Here is an 18,153-nt window from a genome sequence, read left to right as displayed (position 1 = left end):
TCAATTATGTTAAGGACGTAGCTCGATGCCAGGCAGGGGATGTCTACCTATAGATTGTAAATAATTGTTCACTCCGCCTAGCATTATAAAAAGTAATCAACCCATACCGAACTCATGTGTAACATTATCTAGCACTCTTTCGTAAAATCGATATAAAAAAGCAGGCAGCAACCTATACGGTTACTGCCTGCTCTTCTATATCCTGTTTACGAATTTCTATTCGCTTAATTTGATGGGCATCTTTATCTAATACTTTAAATTCATAGCCACCCTCTTCAAGGATTTGACCTTGTTGAATCTCATGATTTTGCGTCATCACCCATCCGCCGATTGTATCTACATCTTCATCATCAATGTGCAAACCAAACAAATCATTTACATCGCTGATCAGCACCTTGCCGTCAACAATTTTATGATAATCGTTAATATGCTGCACGGGCGGCTTTTCATCATCATCATACTCGTCGCGAATCTCTCCAACGATCTCCTCTAAAATATCCTCAAGAGTAACAAGCCCCGCTGTCCCACCGTATTCATCATATAAAATGGCCATTGGAACACGCTTCTTTTGCATCTCCAGCAGCAAATCGTGGATGGGGATCGTTTCCATGACTTCAATAACAGGTCTCATAAACTGCCGGATTGACTGCGGTTCTGCTTGTCCTCCATCCATGTAATGAATAAAGAAATCCTTTACGTTTACCATACCAATAATATGATCCTTATCTTCTCCAAAGATAGGATAACGCGTATACTTTTCAGTCCGAATGATGCTCATATGCTCCGCAGCCGGATCTTCTGCATACAAACCAACAATTTCTGTACGCGGAACCATAATTTCCTTGGCAATCCGGTTATCGAAATCAAAAATGTTATTTACGTACTTATACTCAGCCTGATTGATTTCTCCGCTCTCATAGCTCTCTGACAAAATAAGACGCAGCTCTTCCTCAGAGTGAGCAGCTTCATGTTCAGATGCCGGTTTTAATCCAAACATTCCTGTTACAACACGAGCCGAATTGTTAAGCGTCCAAATGAATGGATATGCGACTTTGTAAAAAAGAATCAAAGGCCGAGAGAATAATAGTGTAATTTGCTCCGCCTTTTGAATCGCTATTGTCTTCGGCGCTAATTCTCCTATTACAACGTGCAGAAACGTCACAATTGAAAAAGCGGCAATGAAGGCAATAGTTCCAGCAACCGAATCAGAAAAATTCAAATTTTCAAACAACGGTTCCAACATCTGGTGTACGGTTGGTTCCCCTAGCCAGCCAAGTGCAAGTGCCGTTACGGTAATTCCAAGCTGACACGCTGATAAATACTCATCCAAATGAGTAACAACACGCTTCCCAGATAAGGCTCCTCGTTTTCCTTCTGAAACAAGCTGATCAATACGGCTGCTTCGTATTCTTACAATCGCAAACTCTGCTGCAACAAAAAAGCCTGTAAGAGCAATTAAAATTGCAATCATGACTAAATTAAATATGTCCAAGAACGCCCCTTAGTTCACTGAACTAAGGTGTTCACCTCCCGTTTTCCTACCTTATTCTATTGTTATGAGTATTATACTTTACGTAAAACTGTACAGTCAAACGTTATAGTTGAAATGGATGCTCTACAAAAGCTTTCTTCCTATTTACAACAAATATATATTTAAAAATTACATTTTGACTTTGTGACAATTTTGTGAATAATAAAACTAAAGGAATCATTTTTTACGTATACGCGAAGGAGGAACTTGAAATGCTTGATTTACTTAGCCCGTATTCCATGATTGGGTTTATTTTCTTTGGTGTTAGCATTAGTTTCATCATCGCCTTACATATAAAGGTTTACTCGAAATGCAGCTGGGAACAGTTCGCCAAAATTATTTCCAACGGCTTTGGCGTGACACTGCTTTTATGCACATTAGCGATACTCGGTCATTTTTATTAAATTCGCCATCTTATGTCTATAAGGTAGTTTTTTCATTACTGATTACATCCCTTTTTTAGAGTAAAGGTATCAGTATATCGGAGCTTTAGAGATTAATTGCAATTGCTTTAAGGTTCTTGCAACAGAACCCCCATGGGTACCACTTAAAGTAAAATTGACTATGTTTTCAGGGCAGGTTAAAACTGATCCAAAAATGGAACAGCTCCTGGAGTAGTTTAAAAATAACCGAAAAGAACCACCTTTTATTAATTTGTCACTTATACCAAATGGCTGCTTTTCTCTCCCCTTCATGCCTTCAGCATCAACAGGACGAGGAAGCAGCCACGGTCTTCAATGCAAAATTAATCCACCTATAAACTCTGTTTGGACTGTAGTTACCCCACAATCTTTACAAATCATTATTGTTGCGCGAGCGTTGAACATATTCAGCACTTCCGAATCACTCGGATACCAGCTGCTGCATTCATGCTTTGCACTCTTTTCACACCTAGGACAATGTTTCTCTACCAATTGAACAGAAGGACTGCTAATTTCATTCACTTTCTCCACGCCCCCTTAGCCATATATAACAAAATCCGAATTTACAATCATTAAAATTATCAAAATAGATGCTTATAGTTGAATTAACAATCTTATTAACTTCACTTCCCTGATATCGGCCCCGCCTACGCCGATATCGCTGGCAGCCACGCGCGCCGCCCAACCCACTTACAGAATAGCATGCTAATTACCGACTTTTATATTCTTTCGTAAGAAAACCTGACATATTATTTACCACTCTTATATGCAACTGTAAGAAAACCTCACGAATCGTTTGCTACTTCTTTTTGTTTCAGCTCTACCCTGAAATAACTGTGGGCAACTTTGTCGTTATTTCATTTATGGATGTGCCAATAACAATTGGCATAGATAGCTGTTACACGTTAATGTTAATATTTATTCAAAAGAAAAAGGACCATTCTTGGTCCTTTTTTATTCCTTCTTGAGCTAAAGCCCCTTTAGTTTAAGATAACATTCCTGCTTCTCCCAAAGCATATTAATAAACCTCTACTGTTGTTGAACTCTTACAATATTATATATCAGGAAACTATCGTTTAATAATCATCAACTTTTTAGAACAGCTTTAAAAAAAGTATCTGTATCGTTCCACTCAATAATCCTAAACAACCTAACACTAAAAAAATCCACCCTCCTATTTTTTTGGCTTTGGATAACTTTGCTCCTAAAAGGGCGAATCCGGTGATAACAAGCAGGATACCAAACATAATATTAGCGATTTGTATGTTGGTTTCGCCAAAGAGCGCTTCAAGAAATTGATCTATGCTCTGTTCCATCACTATACCTCCATATGATTAACTTTATTGAAAAGCTGTAAAGTTACAATTGCACCGGCAAAAACGGTTATTCCCATAAATGCGATAGCAAATAAATCGCTTTCTAAAGTATTCATCATGATATTGCAAAGTAACGACGATAAGAGTATTGAGGTGATAATAGTGGTTGGGACAGATTTCTTAATAAAACCTATGCCCGCAGAAATAACAGCTAATGCGGCAGCAATAATAGCAAATATACTTGCGAGCTTAATTACCCTGAAAATAATGGTTGAGGATAAAGTGTCATCCACCAAATGGAAAAAGTCTTCGGTTATACTAAAGATTAAAAAAATGGAGACGTTGCTTATCATAACTGTAGCAATGGTAAAAAAAGAAACAAGGACAATCTTGGAAAGCAGTATCTTGCTTCTATTGACTGGATAGGAAAAAAGTAAAGTCACGCGATTCCCTGCATATTCGTCAATGATAAATTTTGTATACATAACAGATGCCAATGTACAGAAAACTGTCATATTTAATACGCCCATCATTACAACAAGGTTATTATACCCCGCGAAGATCTGCAAGTCAGGATCAGGATCTATCTGTGGTGCATATGCAAATAGATACATGAATCCCAGCATGGCAACTCCAATACTTATACTTGCAACGATGTAGGTTCGGATATTAATTTTTTTCATTTCCAATTTTATTAAATTTAGCAACTCTTTTATCTCCTTTCATGAATAGTAAGGAAATATTCTTCTAAACCATCAGGAAATTGCTCTCGAATCGCTGACATAGATAACTCTTTTACCAATACACCTTCAGCAATCACCCCGATGGTATCTGCTATATACTCCATCTCGCTCAATATGTGACTGGAAATCAATATCGTCATCTGTGTTTCATTAACCAGACTTAAAAATAGTTCTCTTAACTCCCTAAAACCGATTGGGTCAAGCCCATTAATAGGTTCATCCAATATTAACAACTGCGGGCTGTGTGCTAATGCTCTTGCTATTCCTAAACGTTGCCGCATACCAAGAGAATATTGCGATACAGGTTGATTATTGGATTGATTCAAGCCAACCAGCTTTAACACTTCACCTATTTTACTTCCTGAAGTGCCCATATAAGAAAGGTGTATTTCTAAATTTTCCGATGCTGACAAATGGTCGTAAAATGCCGGAACTTCAATTATACTGCCAATATTTCTTAAAATTTCATTTCGATTCGTAGAAATATCCATTCCTAAAATTTCAATACTACCTGCAGTTGGCTGTAATAAGCCCATTAGCATTTTAAAAATCGTCGTCTTACCGGCCCCGTTTGCTCCTAAAAGACCATATATAGAGCCTTTCTGAACAGTCATATTACAGTCTTTAATCACTTCTCTTCCAGCAAATGTTTTTTTCAGTTTGTTTGTTTTAATCACAGCTTCATCAAACATCTAAAACATCCTCCTGTTCAAAAATACCAACCATTTTTTGAATGAGCTGGTCACTCATAATATCCATCCCTAAAAGCTTTGTGACATACTGCAGAAACATCAACCGTTTAACAGTTTCTTTTCGGTTTCGCTGAAATAGTACAGGGTTGCACCATACGGTGATCAGCATTAAAAAAGATTCAGCACATTCTCTTGGGTATTCGGTCACAATCGAGCCGTCTTTTATTCCCTCCCTTATAACCTCTTCCACAACAGGAGCATTTTTTTCCACTGTGCTCTGTATGCTGGCAACAATGAATTGCGGATTTTGTACATGTGGCTCTAACACGTCTTCAAAAGAATATTGTTGGTGATCCAAACTTTTTTCTAACACAATTCTCAATTTCTCTCTAGCATTTTCAGCCTGTGTTTGATTAATCAAGTCTTTCAAACTTTCCGTCGAATCTTTAAATGTTTTTTCGATAATCGCATCTAAAATTTCTTCCTTTGACTTGAAGTGGTAATAAATTGCACCCTTGGACATCCCAATTTCATTGATAATATCTTGTATACTTGTTTTATCATAACCTTTCTCCATAAATAATTTAGAGGAAACAGATAAGATTGCTTCAACGGTTTGTTCAGGATATTTATTTCTAGCCATAACTTCCACCTTAATTGAGTTTATTTATACCAACGGTCGGTATGTTTTTAAATTACCACAATATTCCTAATAAGTAAATGAATTTTTAATATTCTTAATAAACAAAAAGGATACTTGGTTAATGAGTACCCTTTCCAATACTTATAGCTCCTTTCAATATTAGGCAAAGACAGATGTACTAAGGTTTTGAGTAAAAAAGAGCCGTGAAGATAGAAGAGAAATTTCTTTTCTATCTTCACGGCTCTTTCCTTCCGTAAACCGATGGTAAGCATCCGTGATCAACTTTTAGATACGTTGCAAAAAAACGAGTTTAATGAATGTTCTACAATCAATTAACGTAGTTTTATAATACTAATAGATGATAAATACATCTCCCTTTTCGTAAAGGTTTCTGACACATTTTTTATTTTCTGAATATAGAAACTTAGATTTTGCAACTGTTGCGTATTGGGTTCATCAATACTGCACCAGAATCATACGTCCTTATCTTTAAAGAAAACTCGCCAATTGGCGAGCCCTTGGGCGAAGACAGAGGCGTAGTTACCCTTATACTTTATTCCTAAAATTTCTCACTACGTCGAATGGTCCCCTGGATAGAAATGTATATATTCTTAAAGTGTAAAGAAAAACGGCACGAAGCCATAGAGCTTCGTGCCGTTTTTCGATTATATAAGGGGTAGGGGGAAATACTATATCTGAACACAGCAGGGGAGCTGTGGCAGACCCATCGTAATATTTATTCTCCAACTGTCGCAAACGCGATGATGCCTTCTTCTTCGTGAAGTTCAAAGCGCAGCCTTGCAGAGAACGGGTCAATGTTCTGTTCAATATCCAGCCAAAGGCGAAGTGCTTCAATCATATTGGCTTGGATTAAAATCTGCTGCCGATTGTTTACTTCTACTTCAGCAGAGTAACCATAATCGTCATCATACATAAGCTCTACAACTACTTCCTGAGGCTTTACCTGCCGTTTCTGAGCGATGTATAAGCAAAGAGCATTAATAATTTGCTGTTCAGAAATTTTTAGCGACGCCATGCTTCTATCTCCTGTTGTCGCTTCTTCTTCTTCCAATGCTTAAACAGCTTAATTCCTATCATCACAATTCCAGCCATCAGCATCATGTTAACAAAAAACGCGAGTATAGCACCAATTGGACCAAGACCAGCAAACAAGCTACCAAGAAGCAAGCCGCCAATGCCGCCAAGAAGCATTCCCTTTAGAAATCCGCCGCTCTTTTTAGTTGTTGCAGGAGCTTTTGAATCCTGCTGCACCTTAGATGAATTTACAGTTGAATCCTTCTTTTGTACAACCGTTTCGTTTTGAGTTGGAGCATACGATTTTCTTCCTGATTTGTATCCTTTTGCTGCTGCGGAATCAGGAGAAATAAAGCTGATAGCTGCAAACATAAGCATAAACGCTGTTAGAAATCCGATGAATTTTTTCATCATACGTAGAATTCTCCTCTTTTCTTTGCTAGATTCAGTTCTTTATAAAGTTCTTATGAACCTATTATATGAACTATTAAAAGAAAGGTCAAGTATTAAATATTTTCATAGTTTGACTTTCTAACGAATAACTAATAAGATAAGGTCATAAGAACTTCATATCGCTCGAGGTGGGAAACATGAATATCCTTCAGCTAACAAGAAAAGAGATGGCTGACCTGCTTCTTTCCCTTAAGGGATGGAACGAGAAAAAGGCGCTTACTGTTTTGCAGGATGCTTGGATCAAGTCTCGCAAAACAAAAGCACCGTACGAGATACCGACGAATGCATTCATCACAACCTCCTTGCCTCCCATTTTTGAAAAGCTTGTAAAAACAGAGGAGCTCGATATCGGATTTTCCCTCAATGAAATCGGCGCACTCGGCAATCAAATTGAGCATACAAGCTTTTCTGTAACGGCTTTGCAAAACTGGGTAAAGCGGGATCTGAAGGATATGGTCGGTGCTCCGCAAAGAGGAAAGAAATATTCCATTGAGCAGGCCGCCCTTTTATTTATCGTAGAAGATTTAAAAACAGCATTGGACTTCGATTCCATTCGCAAGCTGCTTAGCTTAATTGTAAATGACCCATCGGATAGAGATGACGATTTAATTAGTCCGATTCGCCTGTATGCAGCATATTCTTCTCTATTTGAGAAATTGAATTTCAGAGAAGCAACTGCTGCCTCTGGGGGAGATGCCATTATAGCGATTGAGCAGGAAATTGAAGCGAGAGCAGCTGATTGGGCCGACTCATTTCCGAACCTGCATGCAAATCAGCGGGAAGCGGTTCGGAATGTCATTGTGATTGCAGCTCTATCTGTACATACCGCTTATTTTCAAATGCTAGCCAAACGTTATGTTTCCGCTACTCTTTTTTTGCAAAACTTAACAATTAGCAATCCAAAGCAGACAGAATAGGAATATATTCTGTCTGCTTTGTTTTCCTTTGCATCAATTTCATAAACTTGCTGTACAAACCTTTGATTCAATGCCAGGGGAAAATAAAGAAACAGCGTGCACTTAACCACACGCTGTTTCTTTATTTTATCGCACTAATTGTGCTCCTGCCCCTGCCAATGTGTCACGGAAGCCCTTTAGCTCATCCATGAATTTATGGAACTCAGGAATATTCATTTGCTGCGCAGCATCAGAAAGCGCTACAGCAGGATCCGGGTGAACCTCAGCCATAATTGCATCCGCACCGATTGCTAATGCTGCTTTTGCTGTTGGAAGTAATAGATCTTTTCTTCCAGTAGAGTGCGTTACGTCCACTACAACTGGTAAGTGTGTTTCTTTCTTTAAAATTGGTACTGCAGAAATATCTAATGTGTTGCGGGTTGCTTTCTCGTATGTGCGAATTCCGCGCTCACATAGAATGATTTGGTCGTTTCCTTGCGAAATAATGTACTCAGCTGAATTAATGAACTCTTCAATTGTTCCAGCAAGGCCGCGCTTGAGCAGTACTGGCTTATTCACTCTTCCTGCTTCTCTTAGCAAGTCAAAGTTTTGGGAGTTACGTGCACCGATTTGGATAACATCAACGTAGTCAAGAGACATCTCGATGTCGTTCGGATTTAAAATTTCGCTGATGATCGCTAAACCGAACTCATCTGCAACTTGACGCAGGATTTGCAGGCCTTCTACGCCTAAGCCCTGGAAATCGTACGGAGAAGTACGAGGTTTGAACGCACCGCCACGCATTAATTTTAGGCCTTGCTCCTTCATCGCTTGTGCAACAGCACGAACTTGCTCGTAGCTTTCTACCGCACATGGCCCCATTACGAACGTTTGTGTTCCGCTTCCGAGCAACTCGCCCTTCACGTCAACAATTGTGTTCTCTTGCTTCTTCTTGCGTGATACAAGCAAAGCTTTACGATGGTCATCTTCTTGCAGTTCTAAACTTGCTTGGAAAATTGTTTTGAAAATATGCTGAAGTGTAGCTGTTTCAAATGGGCCTTCATTGTTTTCAGCGATCATATCAAGAGCTTGGCGCTCACGTACTGGGTCAAAGCGCTTTGTACCTTGCAATTTCTTCTGTTGGCCAATTTCCTTTACTATTGTTGCGCGTTCGTTCAACAAACGTAAAATTTGCAAGTTAATTTCATCCACCTTATTACGCAACACATCTAACTCATTAACTGTCATACAAAACTTCCCCCTTAGGATTAAATGGAATAATAAATCGTAAGTAAAACTTTATAAAAAATCGTCCCTATCGCTCAAAACGATAGGGACGATCAAATATCGCGGTACCACCCTAGTTGCAGACAAAGTGCCTGCCTCTTTTCCTTGTTAACGATCCTCCGACCGTCTTTCCCTTCATAAAAGCATGCGCCCTTACTACGAAAAAGATGCTCCGGGAGTGTAATTCGTGTTTATCTATGCACTGATTCGCACCAGCCATCAGCTCTCTGCAGCAGGGAGATACACACTACTAGCTTCCCATCTTCACACTACTATAAAGTTGTTTAAAAAGCGGATACAGCCATATTTACTAACTAAAAATAAAAAGTCCCTGCTGAATATATCAGCAGGGACGATAATTATCGCGGTACCACCCTGATTGCAGACAAAACGTCTGCCTCTCTTCCTTGTTAACGATCATTCGACCGTCTTTCCCTTCATAAAAGCAAGTGCCTTTACTACGAAAAAGATGCTCTGGGATTGTAATTCGTATTTATCTATATACTGATTCGCACCAACCATCAGCTCTCTGTTATAGGGAGATAAACACTACTTTGTTCCCTTCATCGCCTAATTATTTGAAAATTCATTTTGTTCGACTTCTTATGCTTCTCATTATATGACCGACAAGATAACATGTCAATTATTTTTTCCAGAATGATTTGTCTGATTCGTTTTTTAGGCTTGGGAGCTTTCTTGTGTATAATACTGCGCCAGCTTCATAATCGCGCTGCCCATCCGTTCTTCCTCCGGCACAACAATTCGCTCAATCCCAACTTCCCGTAGAGCCGCAGCTGTTACCTTTCCGACTGCGACAGCTACAATATTGCTTGCAAATGCGTCAAGCACCTGCTGCTCCAGCCCCTTTTTTCTTGCATACTCCATAAGGAACCTTGCCTGCGGTGTGCTTGTAAAATTCACAGCATCAATTTCTCCGCCCAGCATTTCAGAAAGCAGCTGCTCCATTACATGCTCCTCAGGCGGAACATGATGGTACGGCAAAAGCTCATGAAAGGACGCCCCGCGTTCTTCCAGAAATCCAACAAGCCTTGGCGCCGGGTCGCCGTGAAGCTGAAGAGCAACCCTCTTTCCTTCAAAGGAAAAGGACTCCAGCTCCCGTACAAGACCTGCCGTACTGCCGTCATCATCACGTACAAGCGGCTTTAAACCGAGCTTTTTCAGCATGTTCACTGTTTTATATCCTCTTGCGGCAATGCTTGTACGCTGCAGCGCATCAAGAAATGCCTCTTCTTCTCCCATTTTCGCCGCTATCTTATACAAAGTTTCCAGGCCAACACCCGTTGTGAATATCGCCCAGTCAAAACCGCCTTGAATAAGGCGTTGAATATCCTCTTCCACATGCGAATCGTCTAAAAACACCGTTCCTTGCGCAGGTCGAATGAGAGGAATCCCTCCCAAATTTTGCACAAGAACGCTCATTTCCTCTGAACGGCGCGGACCGACGAGAGCGATGCGTTTCCCTTCGAGCTTTTTCATCTGCAATCACCCTTTCCAATAAAGAAAACTTGGCTACGCCAAGCCTTGGAAAGGTTGGCGATCGCCTAAGCTGCACTCATACTTTATTTTTAAAATTTCTCACCACATTGAATGGCTTCCTAACTGGAAATTTATAATTTCTTAAAGTACAAGTCAATCAGTTTGTAAGTTGCCCTGTTTATCATATTACATGATTTTCCCAAGAAAGCATACTCTGATTTCCTTATTTTTCATTACATCCCGCTTTGCTGAAGACATTCAATAAGCGCCCCTCTTTCCGGTGCATACGGCATACCGATAGGCTTAAACCCGTAAGCTTCCGCTGCCTGCCATGTTTCAGAACCCATGCAAACAACAGCTGCTCCTTTCGTAAGATCGTCCATATCCAGTCCACACTGATATGCCTCATCGACGAATGCAGAAACAGATGCGGCACTCGGGAAAATAATAGTATCAAGCGCCATGTCCTGCAGCATTCTTTGAAATACAGGAACAAACCGATCATCGATTTGCTTGCGGCTCGTAACGAAACGATCATGCACTCCATACTTTGCCGTATAATAGGAGCTGCGCTTGCGAAGCTCGCTATCGCCCACTATTAATAACCTTCCCTCCTGCATGTGTTGGCAGACATCTGCAGAAAATCCACGTTCCCTTAGTGCGCGTACAGATTTAATAGAGCCACCGAAGAGCTTCGCTCTCACTTGACGTACATCAATTCCCTGTCCGATTAACGCTTGAAAGAAATCATGTACACTCTCAGGGGCGTGAAACAAGATGTTATCATAGGAGGCAATTTTGTTAAGAATGGTAACATCAATGGGCGCGGGAACAGCACGCCATTTCGGGAACTCTATTACATCCGCACCTTGCTCGGCTAACTCCCTTGCAAGCTTACTTGGTTCAGCGCTTGTGCGTGCCAATAAAATTTGCCGTCCGAATAGAGGCTTTTTCTCAAACCAGCTTAACTGCTTGCGAATCGCTACAATTTCTCCTACTAATGTAATAGCAGGGTTTCCAAATTGTTCCGCTTTCGCTTTTTCGTAAATCGTCTCAAGCGTCCCTTCCAATACTTTTTGACGTCCCATTGTCCCCCATTGAATTAAGATAACCGGAGTTTCCGGACGTTTTCCGTGCTGCATAAGGTTCTCGCAGATCCAGGATAAATTCGCGATACCCATATAAAATGCAATCGTATCGACTCCTTTAGCTAAACCCTCCCAATTCACGTGCGGCTTCCCGCTTTCTCCTTTTCCATGTGCAGTAACAACAGCGAATGAGACTCCATATTCCCGATGCGTAACAGGAATGCCTGCATACAAAGGAGCCGCAATTCCAGATGTAATACCTGGAACCATCTCAAACGAAATATCATGCTCCGCGAGTGCCGCAGCTTCCTCTCCAACTCTGCCAAATATTCCAGGATCCCCTCCTTTTAGACGTACAACTGTTTTCCCTTCGAGAGCTTTTTCTACAAGCAACTGATTAATTTGCTCTTGTTTTAACGTATGACATTTCGGTTCCTTACCGCAGTAGATGAACTCACAGCCTGCAGGAGCATGATCAAGCAGCTTCGCGTTGATGAGACGATCGTACAAAATTACATCTGCTTTTCCGATCGCTTGCATCCCTTTTACTGTAATCAGGCCATCATCTCCAGGTCCGGCTCCTACTAGAAATACTGTTCCCTTCTTCATCGTGCATCCATCCTTTCTTCTCGTTTTAAGCTACAATCCTCTCATTGTATGAAAAGAACCCCTTCAAGCGTTTCCCCGCCTGAAAGGGTTCTCGTATGCTTATTTTCTTTGTAATGACCAGTATTAAGAAGCGAGACTCTTCTTCTCCTCTACATGCAATACAATTTCTTCAGTCTTTTCGTCGATCTCGACTTTATATGTTGCTACGCAGCCTTCATCCGGCTCCTGCACAAGACCGTCAAGCAAGTTAATCTTTTGATCATGCAACGGACAGTATACGTGGTGGTCGCAAAGGATACCCTCCGATAATTTGCCTCCCTTGTGAGGACATTTATTTTCAATCGCCTTAATTTCACCTGTCGAAAGCTTAAATAATGCAATCTCTAATTCTCCAACTTGAATGGTTCTTGCACTTTTCTCCGCAATATCAGATAATTTGCCGACAACAACCTTTTTCATTTGCAATCCCTCCCTGATTTATATACGAAAAGCAGAGTTGGCCTAGTTTCGCTATCCTAGGCGAATGCCCTCCGGCAACGAAGGCATCTTTTGCCGGAGGTTATTCTGCAGACATTAGCTAGACAACTCCTTAAAAGCTATACTTTCTTAATTTCTTAAAAACCCGTCATACTTTACAACGTAGCCAATGGTTCAAATGTTGCGCTAAGCTTCCCTGTTTCGATAATTTCCTTCCATGGATCTTGTGTTAAGCCCAACGTCTTTTCAATACGTGCTACTAGAGCAAGACGATCTTCCTTCTTCTCTAATGCTTGTTGAATCGTAGCTAAACCAAGACGCTCCACCCATTCAGATGTACGCTCACCATATTTTCCTGTTTCACGGTAATATTGGAGATAAGCACCCGTCCATTCCAATACGTCTTCTGATGTTTTCACCTTGCAGAGCAAGTCACCTGCTCTAAGCTTTGTACCGCCATTTCCGCCGGCATACAGCTCCCAACCGCCGTCAATCGCAACAACTCCAAGATCTTTAATGCCAGATTCCGCACAGTTACGCGGACAACCGGATACAGCTAGCTTCACCTTTGCAGGCGTATTAAGGCGCTCAAATTTCTTTTCTAAATCAATGCCCATTTGGATCGAGTCTTGCGTACCGAAGCGGCAGAACGTGGAACCAACACATGTCTTAACTGTACGCAGTGCTTTTCCGTACGCATATCCGGACGGCATATCCAAATCAGCCCATACCTTCGGAAGGTCTTCCTTTGTGACTCCTAATAAGTCGAGGCGTTGTCCGCCTGTAAATTTCACCATCGGAACGTTGTATTTCTCTGCTACTTCAGCAATTTTCTTTAAGTCACTTGGTGTTGTAACACCGCCGTAAATTCTTGGCACAACGGAATACGTTCCGTCTTTTTGGATGTTCGCATGATTACGCTCGTTTACGAAGCGGGACTCTCTTTCATCCTCATGCTCCTCCGGCCATACCATGCCCAGGTAGTAGTTAAGTGCAGGACGGCACTTTGAACAGCCTTCCTCATTCTCCCACTCAAGCACGTTCATTACTTCTTTTGTTGTTGTTAGCTTCATCGTACGAATCGCCTCAACAACCTCATCACGGCCAAGCTTTGTACAGCCGCACATTCCTTCTGCTGTTGCTTGCACGCCGTCAGCGCCAAGTACGTATGTTAGCACATCCTCTACAAGCGGTTTACAGCCGCCGCATGATCCGGATGCTTTCGTACATGCTTTTACGTCACTTACGCTTGCACAGCCCTTCTCTTTAATAGCACTCACAATCGCACCCTTGGAAACGCCGTTACAGCCGCAAACAATCTCGTCATCCGCCATAGCCGCAATTTGTTCGACTCCGGACTTTGCTCCGCCTGCACTCTCCCCAAGCAAAATTTCTTTTTCCTTGCCTGTAACGTCTTCGCCTTTTCTAATCATTGAGAAAATACGGGAGCCATCGCTCGTGTCTCCAAATAATACGGAGCCGATTACTTTGCCATCCTTAATTACAACCTTCTTATACACGCCCTCAAAGTCATCTTGAATGCGGACAGAGCGCGTGCCTGGAGCATCCATAAATTCTCCTGCAGAGAATACATCCACGCCGGATACCTTAAGCTTCGTTGATACAACAGAGCCTTGATAGCCTTCTCCCTCGACACCGGCAAGCTTCTTCGCTAAAACATTTCCTTGTTCATATAACGGCGCTACAAGTCCGTATGCGATGCCGCGGTGCTCAGCACATTCGCCGACTGCATATACGTTCGGGATGCTCGTTTCTAAATAGTCATTCACAACGATGCCGCGATTGACTTCTAAACCACTTTCCCGGCCAAGCTGTACATTTGGACGAATACCGACTGCCATTACAATCAGACTGCCTTCAACTTCTGTACCATCAGTGAAGCGTAAGCCGCTCACCCTTTTGTCACCTAAAATTTCCGCTGAGTTTTTCTCCATCAAAAACTTCATGCCTTGGTTCTCTAATTCTTGCTGAAGCATACGAGATGCTGTTGCATCAAGCTGTCGCTCCATCAAATATGGAGCAAGATGCACAACTGATACTTCCATGTTTAAATTCAGCAAGCCCCTTGCTGCTTCCAATCCAAGCAAGCCTCCGCCAATAACAATCGCCTTCTTGTACTCCTTCGCAGCAGCTATCATCGCTTCGCAATCTTTAATGTCACGGAACGCGATTACGCCTTCTTTATCTGCTCCCGGAAGCGGAAGCATAATTGGTAAAGAGCCCGTAGCAAAAATCAATTCATCATACGAAACTGTAATACCGCCATCTGAGGTAACCGTTTTTTGTTCAGTGTCAACTTTTCTTACACACTGTCCTGTATGGAGCGTAATATTGTTCTCTTTATACCAGTCCCAACTATTTAAAATAATGTCATTCATATCAGAATCGCCGGCTAACACCTTGGAAAGCAGGATACGATTATAGTTTGGATGCGGTTCTTCCCCAAACACTGTAATGTCATATTGGTTCGGGTTTAGCTTTAGAAGCTGCTCAATACACCAAACGCCCGCCATTCCGTTACCAATGAGAACTAATTTCTTTTTCATTCCCGCCACACTCCATTCTGTAACTATTTATAACTTATGATGTTATGTTTTTTAACATGAATTAAATGTAACGGAGTTTTCTGAACATTTCAACTGGATAATTCACGTATTTTTCACAAAACCTGTATGAAAACGTTACCAATTTACGACATTTTTCGACATCAGGCGTTACTTTTCCTAACAAGATCATTAAACTCCCTTTGCGTGCGTTTTCAATGCAACGTAAGTAAAGCAGGTACAATCAGCTTTTCTTCGCGCAATAAACCTATCCACGCAAAAACTGCATGAGCCGGCAAGCCTACTTCATGAAAACTTCCCGCGAGTTTTTCACCATAATAAAGATATATTTACCAACTTAGAAAGAAAGTGTATTACAGGAGAGGGTAGTGATATCCGCTCTGAAGATTTATACTTTCTTAACGCACAAAAAAGATGCCTCCTCAAAAAGGAAGCATCTCTTTTCTCATCCGTTAGTTTTTGTTAAAAAACGCATCGTACAGAGCACGAACCGCCTTTTGTTCGTCCACTCCCTGCACACCATACATCATGCTCACCTCAGAAGAGCCTTGGTTAATCATTTCAATGTTTACACCGGCATTCGAAAGAGCTGTTGCTGCTTTTGCTGTTGTACCTATGTTTTGCTGCATACCTTCACCGACAATCATAACCATGGCTAAATCACGCTTCACTGTGACGCTGTCTGCTTGCAGTTCCTCTTTAATACGTTGAACGATTTGTTCTTCCGTACCCCCGTCAAGCTGCTTTTGACGCACAATGACAGAAATGTCGTCAATGCCAGATGGTGTATGCTCATACGATACGCCGTAATCTTCCAAGATATGAAGCAGCTTTCGGCCGAAACCGATCTCTCTGTTCATTAAATATTTGCTCACATAAATGCTGGCAAATCCATTATCACTCGCAATCCCTGTGACAGGGCCATTCTGATGCTCGCGTTCATGCGCAATTTTTGTTCCAGGCGCAGAAGGGTTGTTTGTATTTTTAATCACAACCGGGATTTGCGCACGGAACGCAGGGATTAATGCTTCATCATGGAATACAGCAAATCCTGCATAGGAAAGCTCGCGCATTTCACGATATGTTAACTCTTGAATCGCCTTTGGATTAGATACGATATTTGGGTTCACCGAATACACGGAGTCAACATCGGTAAAGTTTTCATAAACCTCCGCCTTTACGCCGTTTGCTAAAATAGACCCTGTAATGTCAGAGCCGCCGCGTGAAAATGTAACAACCGCTCCTTCTTTGGAGTAGCCAAAGAAGCCTGGGAAAATGATGATACCAGAACGATCGCGCAGTGCATATAGATTTTCATAAGACTCAGGAAGCACCTGCGCATTGCCTGGCTCGTCCGTTACAAAAAGACCCGCTTCCTTCGGATTCACATAATGGGCTTCTACCCCTTGAACGTTAAAGTATGCCGCAACGATTTTTGCACAGTTATCCTCTCCGCTCGCAACTACCGCATCACGGAATCTTGCCGCATCACTGCGATCACCGTGCAGGATTTCAAGCAAATCCATAGAAATGCGGTCAACCACATCATGAGATACTCCTAAATAATCAGCAATTTCTTTATAGCGGGCAACAACCGCTCCAAACGCTTCTTTCCCTTCGCCAGAGCTTAGGTATTGCTCTACGCAAGAAAGAAGCAAATCTGTCACTTTAATGTCCTCTTTAAATCGTTTCCCTGGCGCAGATACAACAACAATTTTTCTCTCAGGGTCACTCGTCACAATATTGAAAATCTTTTGAATCTGTTCGCCTGAAGCAACAGATGTACCGCCAAACTTTACAACTTTCATTTTAATCCCCCATCATTATATCCACGAATAAACATCGTGCTTGTTATATTGAAATTAAGTTTTATTATCTCTCTATTTTTTATTTGTTGCAATCCCTTTTATCACAAAAGCCACACATTTCCACACTATTTTCATCGGATAATAATATGATCGATAGGAAGTGTTCCCTTCCTTTCCCGAAACCGACCGGCGGATACTCCGACAATCCGTTTAAATACCTTGTTAAAATAATTCGCGTTTGTATAGCCTGCTCTCACTGCAATCTCCCCAATCGGAAGGTTCGTCTGCTTAAGCAGCTGAACAGCCCTTTCTATTCTAATTTTTGTTAAATATTGCATAGGGGTAATACTCATTTGCTCCCGAAATTTATTAATAAAGTAATATTTGGATAAATTGGCAGCATGAGCTATATCTTCAATTGCAATTGGCTGCTGATAATGCATCTGCATATAATAAAGCGCTTTGGACATATCTGATGAAATTGCTCTGTCTGCGTTGTCCATTTGTTTGGCGAACCTATAGCACTCCATCACACATTCATACGCTTTGGCCGAAGCGGAGTAAGCATCTAACAGCTTTTTTTCCGCCACTTGCTTATAAAGCTCAATTAAACATTGAATAATCTTGGCCTCAATTGAGATTTGAACTACAGTCCCGCATGTACGCCGTATGTACTCCCAGCATTTTGCCGCCTCATTGCCGTACAGCGTAATGTAAATAAACTCCCAGCGTTCTGAGTCTTCCGGTAAAAAATAACAGTGATCACTAGGAATATCGACGAAAAAGGCTTGCCCTGGCTCTAGTGAAGTAGATTCTCCGTCTACCTCAATCATCCCTTTACCTGATAGCGTATATTGCAGAACATAGATACCCTGTTCATTTCGCTTCATCCCGTCCCATCGGTATTCTTTCGACGTTCGTTCCTCCCATCCGATAGACCATATCCCTGCAACATGCTCCTGACTTTGCTCATGAAATCGGGGACCATATGATCCAAATTCCACCTTTTGATACAACAATATTTTACCCTCCTATCACACTTTATTACCGTTGATTTCCATATACTCGCAA

Annotated in this window: 16 protein-coding genes and 2 other annotated features; of the genes, 2 read left to right on the top strand and 14 right to left on the bottom strand. The window is 41.4% G+C overall.

Annotation, left to right across the window (positions count from 1 at the left end):
* Positions 1–172: 172 nt before the first annotated feature.
* On the bottom strand, positions 173–1,492 hold the full coding sequence (locus tag AC6HZ4_RS06570; protein WP_497494188.1) for a hemolysin family protein: 1,320 nt from the start codon (positions 1,490–1,492) through the stop codon (positions 173–175).
* Positions 1,493–1,743: 251 nt separating this feature from the next.
* Between AC6HZ4_RS06570 and AC6HZ4_RS06565 the strand changes: the two genes are divergently transcribed.
* A complete protein-coding gene (locus AC6HZ4_RS06565) occupies positions 1,744–1,935 on the top strand; it encodes a hypothetical protein (RefSeq protein WP_497494187.1) in 192 nt (63 codons plus the stop codon).
* A 1,112-nt stretch (positions 1,936–3,047) separates the two neighbouring features.
* Here the strand turns inward: AC6HZ4_RS06565 and AC6HZ4_RS06560 are convergent.
* The 6 genes from AC6HZ4_RS06560 to AC6HZ4_RS06535 form a co-directional block, all read right to left on the bottom strand.
* A complete protein-coding gene (locus AC6HZ4_RS06560) occupies positions 3,048–3,269 on the bottom strand; it encodes a hypothetical protein (RefSeq protein WP_497494186.1) in 222 nt (73 codons plus the stop codon).
* A gap of 2 nt (positions 3,270–3,271) precedes the next feature.
* Positions 3,272–3,976: an ABC transporter permease gene (locus tag AC6HZ4_RS06555; protein ID WP_497494185.1), complete on the bottom strand. Its 705-nt coding sequence runs from the start codon at positions 3,974–3,976 to the stop codon at positions 3,272–3,274.
* A gap of 5 nt (positions 3,977–3,981) precedes the next feature.
* A complete protein-coding gene (locus AC6HZ4_RS06550; RefSeq protein WP_497494184.1) occupies positions 3,982–4,704 on the bottom strand; it encodes an ABC transporter ATP-binding protein in 723 nt (240 codons plus the stop codon).
* Positions 4,697–5,347 (bottom strand): TetR/AcrR family transcriptional regulator, encoded by a 651-nt coding sequence (locus tag AC6HZ4_RS06545; RefSeq protein WP_497494183.1) that lies wholly within the window; start codon positions 5,345–5,347, stop codon positions 4,697–4,699. The genes AC6HZ4_RS06550 and AC6HZ4_RS06545 overlap by 8 nt, the downstream gene beginning before the upstream one ends.
* Positions 5,348–6,083: 736 nt before the next feature.
* Positions 6,084–6,383, bottom strand: a complete 300-nt coding sequence (locus tag AC6HZ4_RS06540) for a YxcD family protein (RefSeq protein ID WP_497494181.1) — start codon at positions 6,381–6,383, stop codon at positions 6,084–6,086.
* A complete protein-coding gene (locus AC6HZ4_RS06535; protein ID WP_497494180.1) occupies positions 6,371–6,796 on the bottom strand; it encodes a hypothetical protein in 426 nt (141 codons plus the stop codon). The genes AC6HZ4_RS06540 and AC6HZ4_RS06535 overlap by 13 nt, the downstream gene beginning before the upstream one ends.
* A 176-nt stretch (positions 6,797–6,972) precedes the next feature.
* Here AC6HZ4_RS06535 and AC6HZ4_RS06530 point away from each other — a divergent pair, with 176 nt between their 5' ends.
* Positions 6,973–7,752, top strand: a complete 780-nt coding sequence (locus tag AC6HZ4_RS06530) for a DUF1836 domain-containing protein (RefSeq protein ID WP_497494179.1) — start codon at positions 6,973–6,975, stop codon at positions 7,750–7,752.
* 126 nt (positions 7,753–7,878) lie between these two features.
* Here AC6HZ4_RS06530 and AC6HZ4_RS06525 read toward each other — a convergent pair whose 3' ends face one another.
* The 7 genes from AC6HZ4_RS06525 to AC6HZ4_RS06495 form a co-directional block, all read right to left on the bottom strand.
* Positions 7,879–8,979, bottom strand: coding sequence for a bifunctional 3-deoxy-7-phosphoheptulonate synthase/chorismate mutase (locus AC6HZ4_RS06525; RefSeq protein ID WP_497494178.1), 1,101 nt, complete (start codon positions 8,977–8,979; stop codon positions 7,879–7,881).
* A gap of 81 nt (positions 8,980–9,060) precedes the next feature.
* Positions 9,061–9,292: a binding site (T-box leader), on the bottom strand.
* Between the two features lie 71 nt (positions 9,293–9,363).
* Positions 9,364–9,594, bottom strand: a binding site (T-box leader).
* Between the two features lie 102 nt (positions 9,595–9,696).
* Positions 9,697–10,515, bottom strand: a complete 819-nt coding sequence (locus tag AC6HZ4_RS06520) for a uroporphyrinogen-III synthase (RefSeq protein ID WP_497494177.1) — start codon at positions 10,513–10,515, stop codon at positions 9,697–9,699.
* Between the two features lie 233 nt (positions 10,516–10,748).
* Positions 10,749–12,212 (bottom strand): uroporphyrinogen-III C-methyltransferase, encoded by a 1,464-nt coding sequence (gene cobA / locus AC6HZ4_RS06515; protein WP_497494176.1) that lies wholly within the window; start codon positions 12,210–12,212, stop codon positions 10,749–10,751.
* Positions 12,213–12,335: 123 nt separating this feature from the next.
* Entirely contained in the window at positions 12,336–12,671 is a 336-nt protein-coding gene (gene nirD / locus AC6HZ4_RS06510) for a nitrite reductase small subunit NirD (RefSeq protein WP_497494175.1), read from the bottom strand.
* Between the two features lie 173 nt (positions 12,672–12,844).
* Positions 12,845–15,256 carry a nitrite reductase large subunit NirB gene (gene nirB / locus AC6HZ4_RS06505; RefSeq protein WP_497494174.1) on the bottom strand — a complete coding sequence of 804 codons (2,412 nt, stop codon included), beginning with the start codon at positions 15,254–15,256 and terminating at the stop codon, positions 12,845–12,847.
* Between the two features lie 470 nt (positions 15,257–15,726).
* A complete protein-coding gene (locus AC6HZ4_RS06500; RefSeq protein WP_497494173.1) occupies positions 15,727–17,082 on the bottom strand; it encodes an aspartate kinase in 1,356 nt (451 codons plus the stop codon).
* Positions 17,083–17,213: 131 nt separating this feature from the next.
* Entirely contained in the window at positions 17,214–18,101 is an 888-nt protein-coding gene (locus AC6HZ4_RS06495) for an AraC family transcriptional regulator (RefSeq protein ID WP_497494172.1), read from the bottom strand.
* Positions 18,102–18,153 lie beyond the last annotated feature (52 nt).

The organism is Ectobacillus sp. OTK (assembly GCF_059698935.1).
This window is presented reverse-complemented; position numbering and strand designations above follow the sequence as displayed.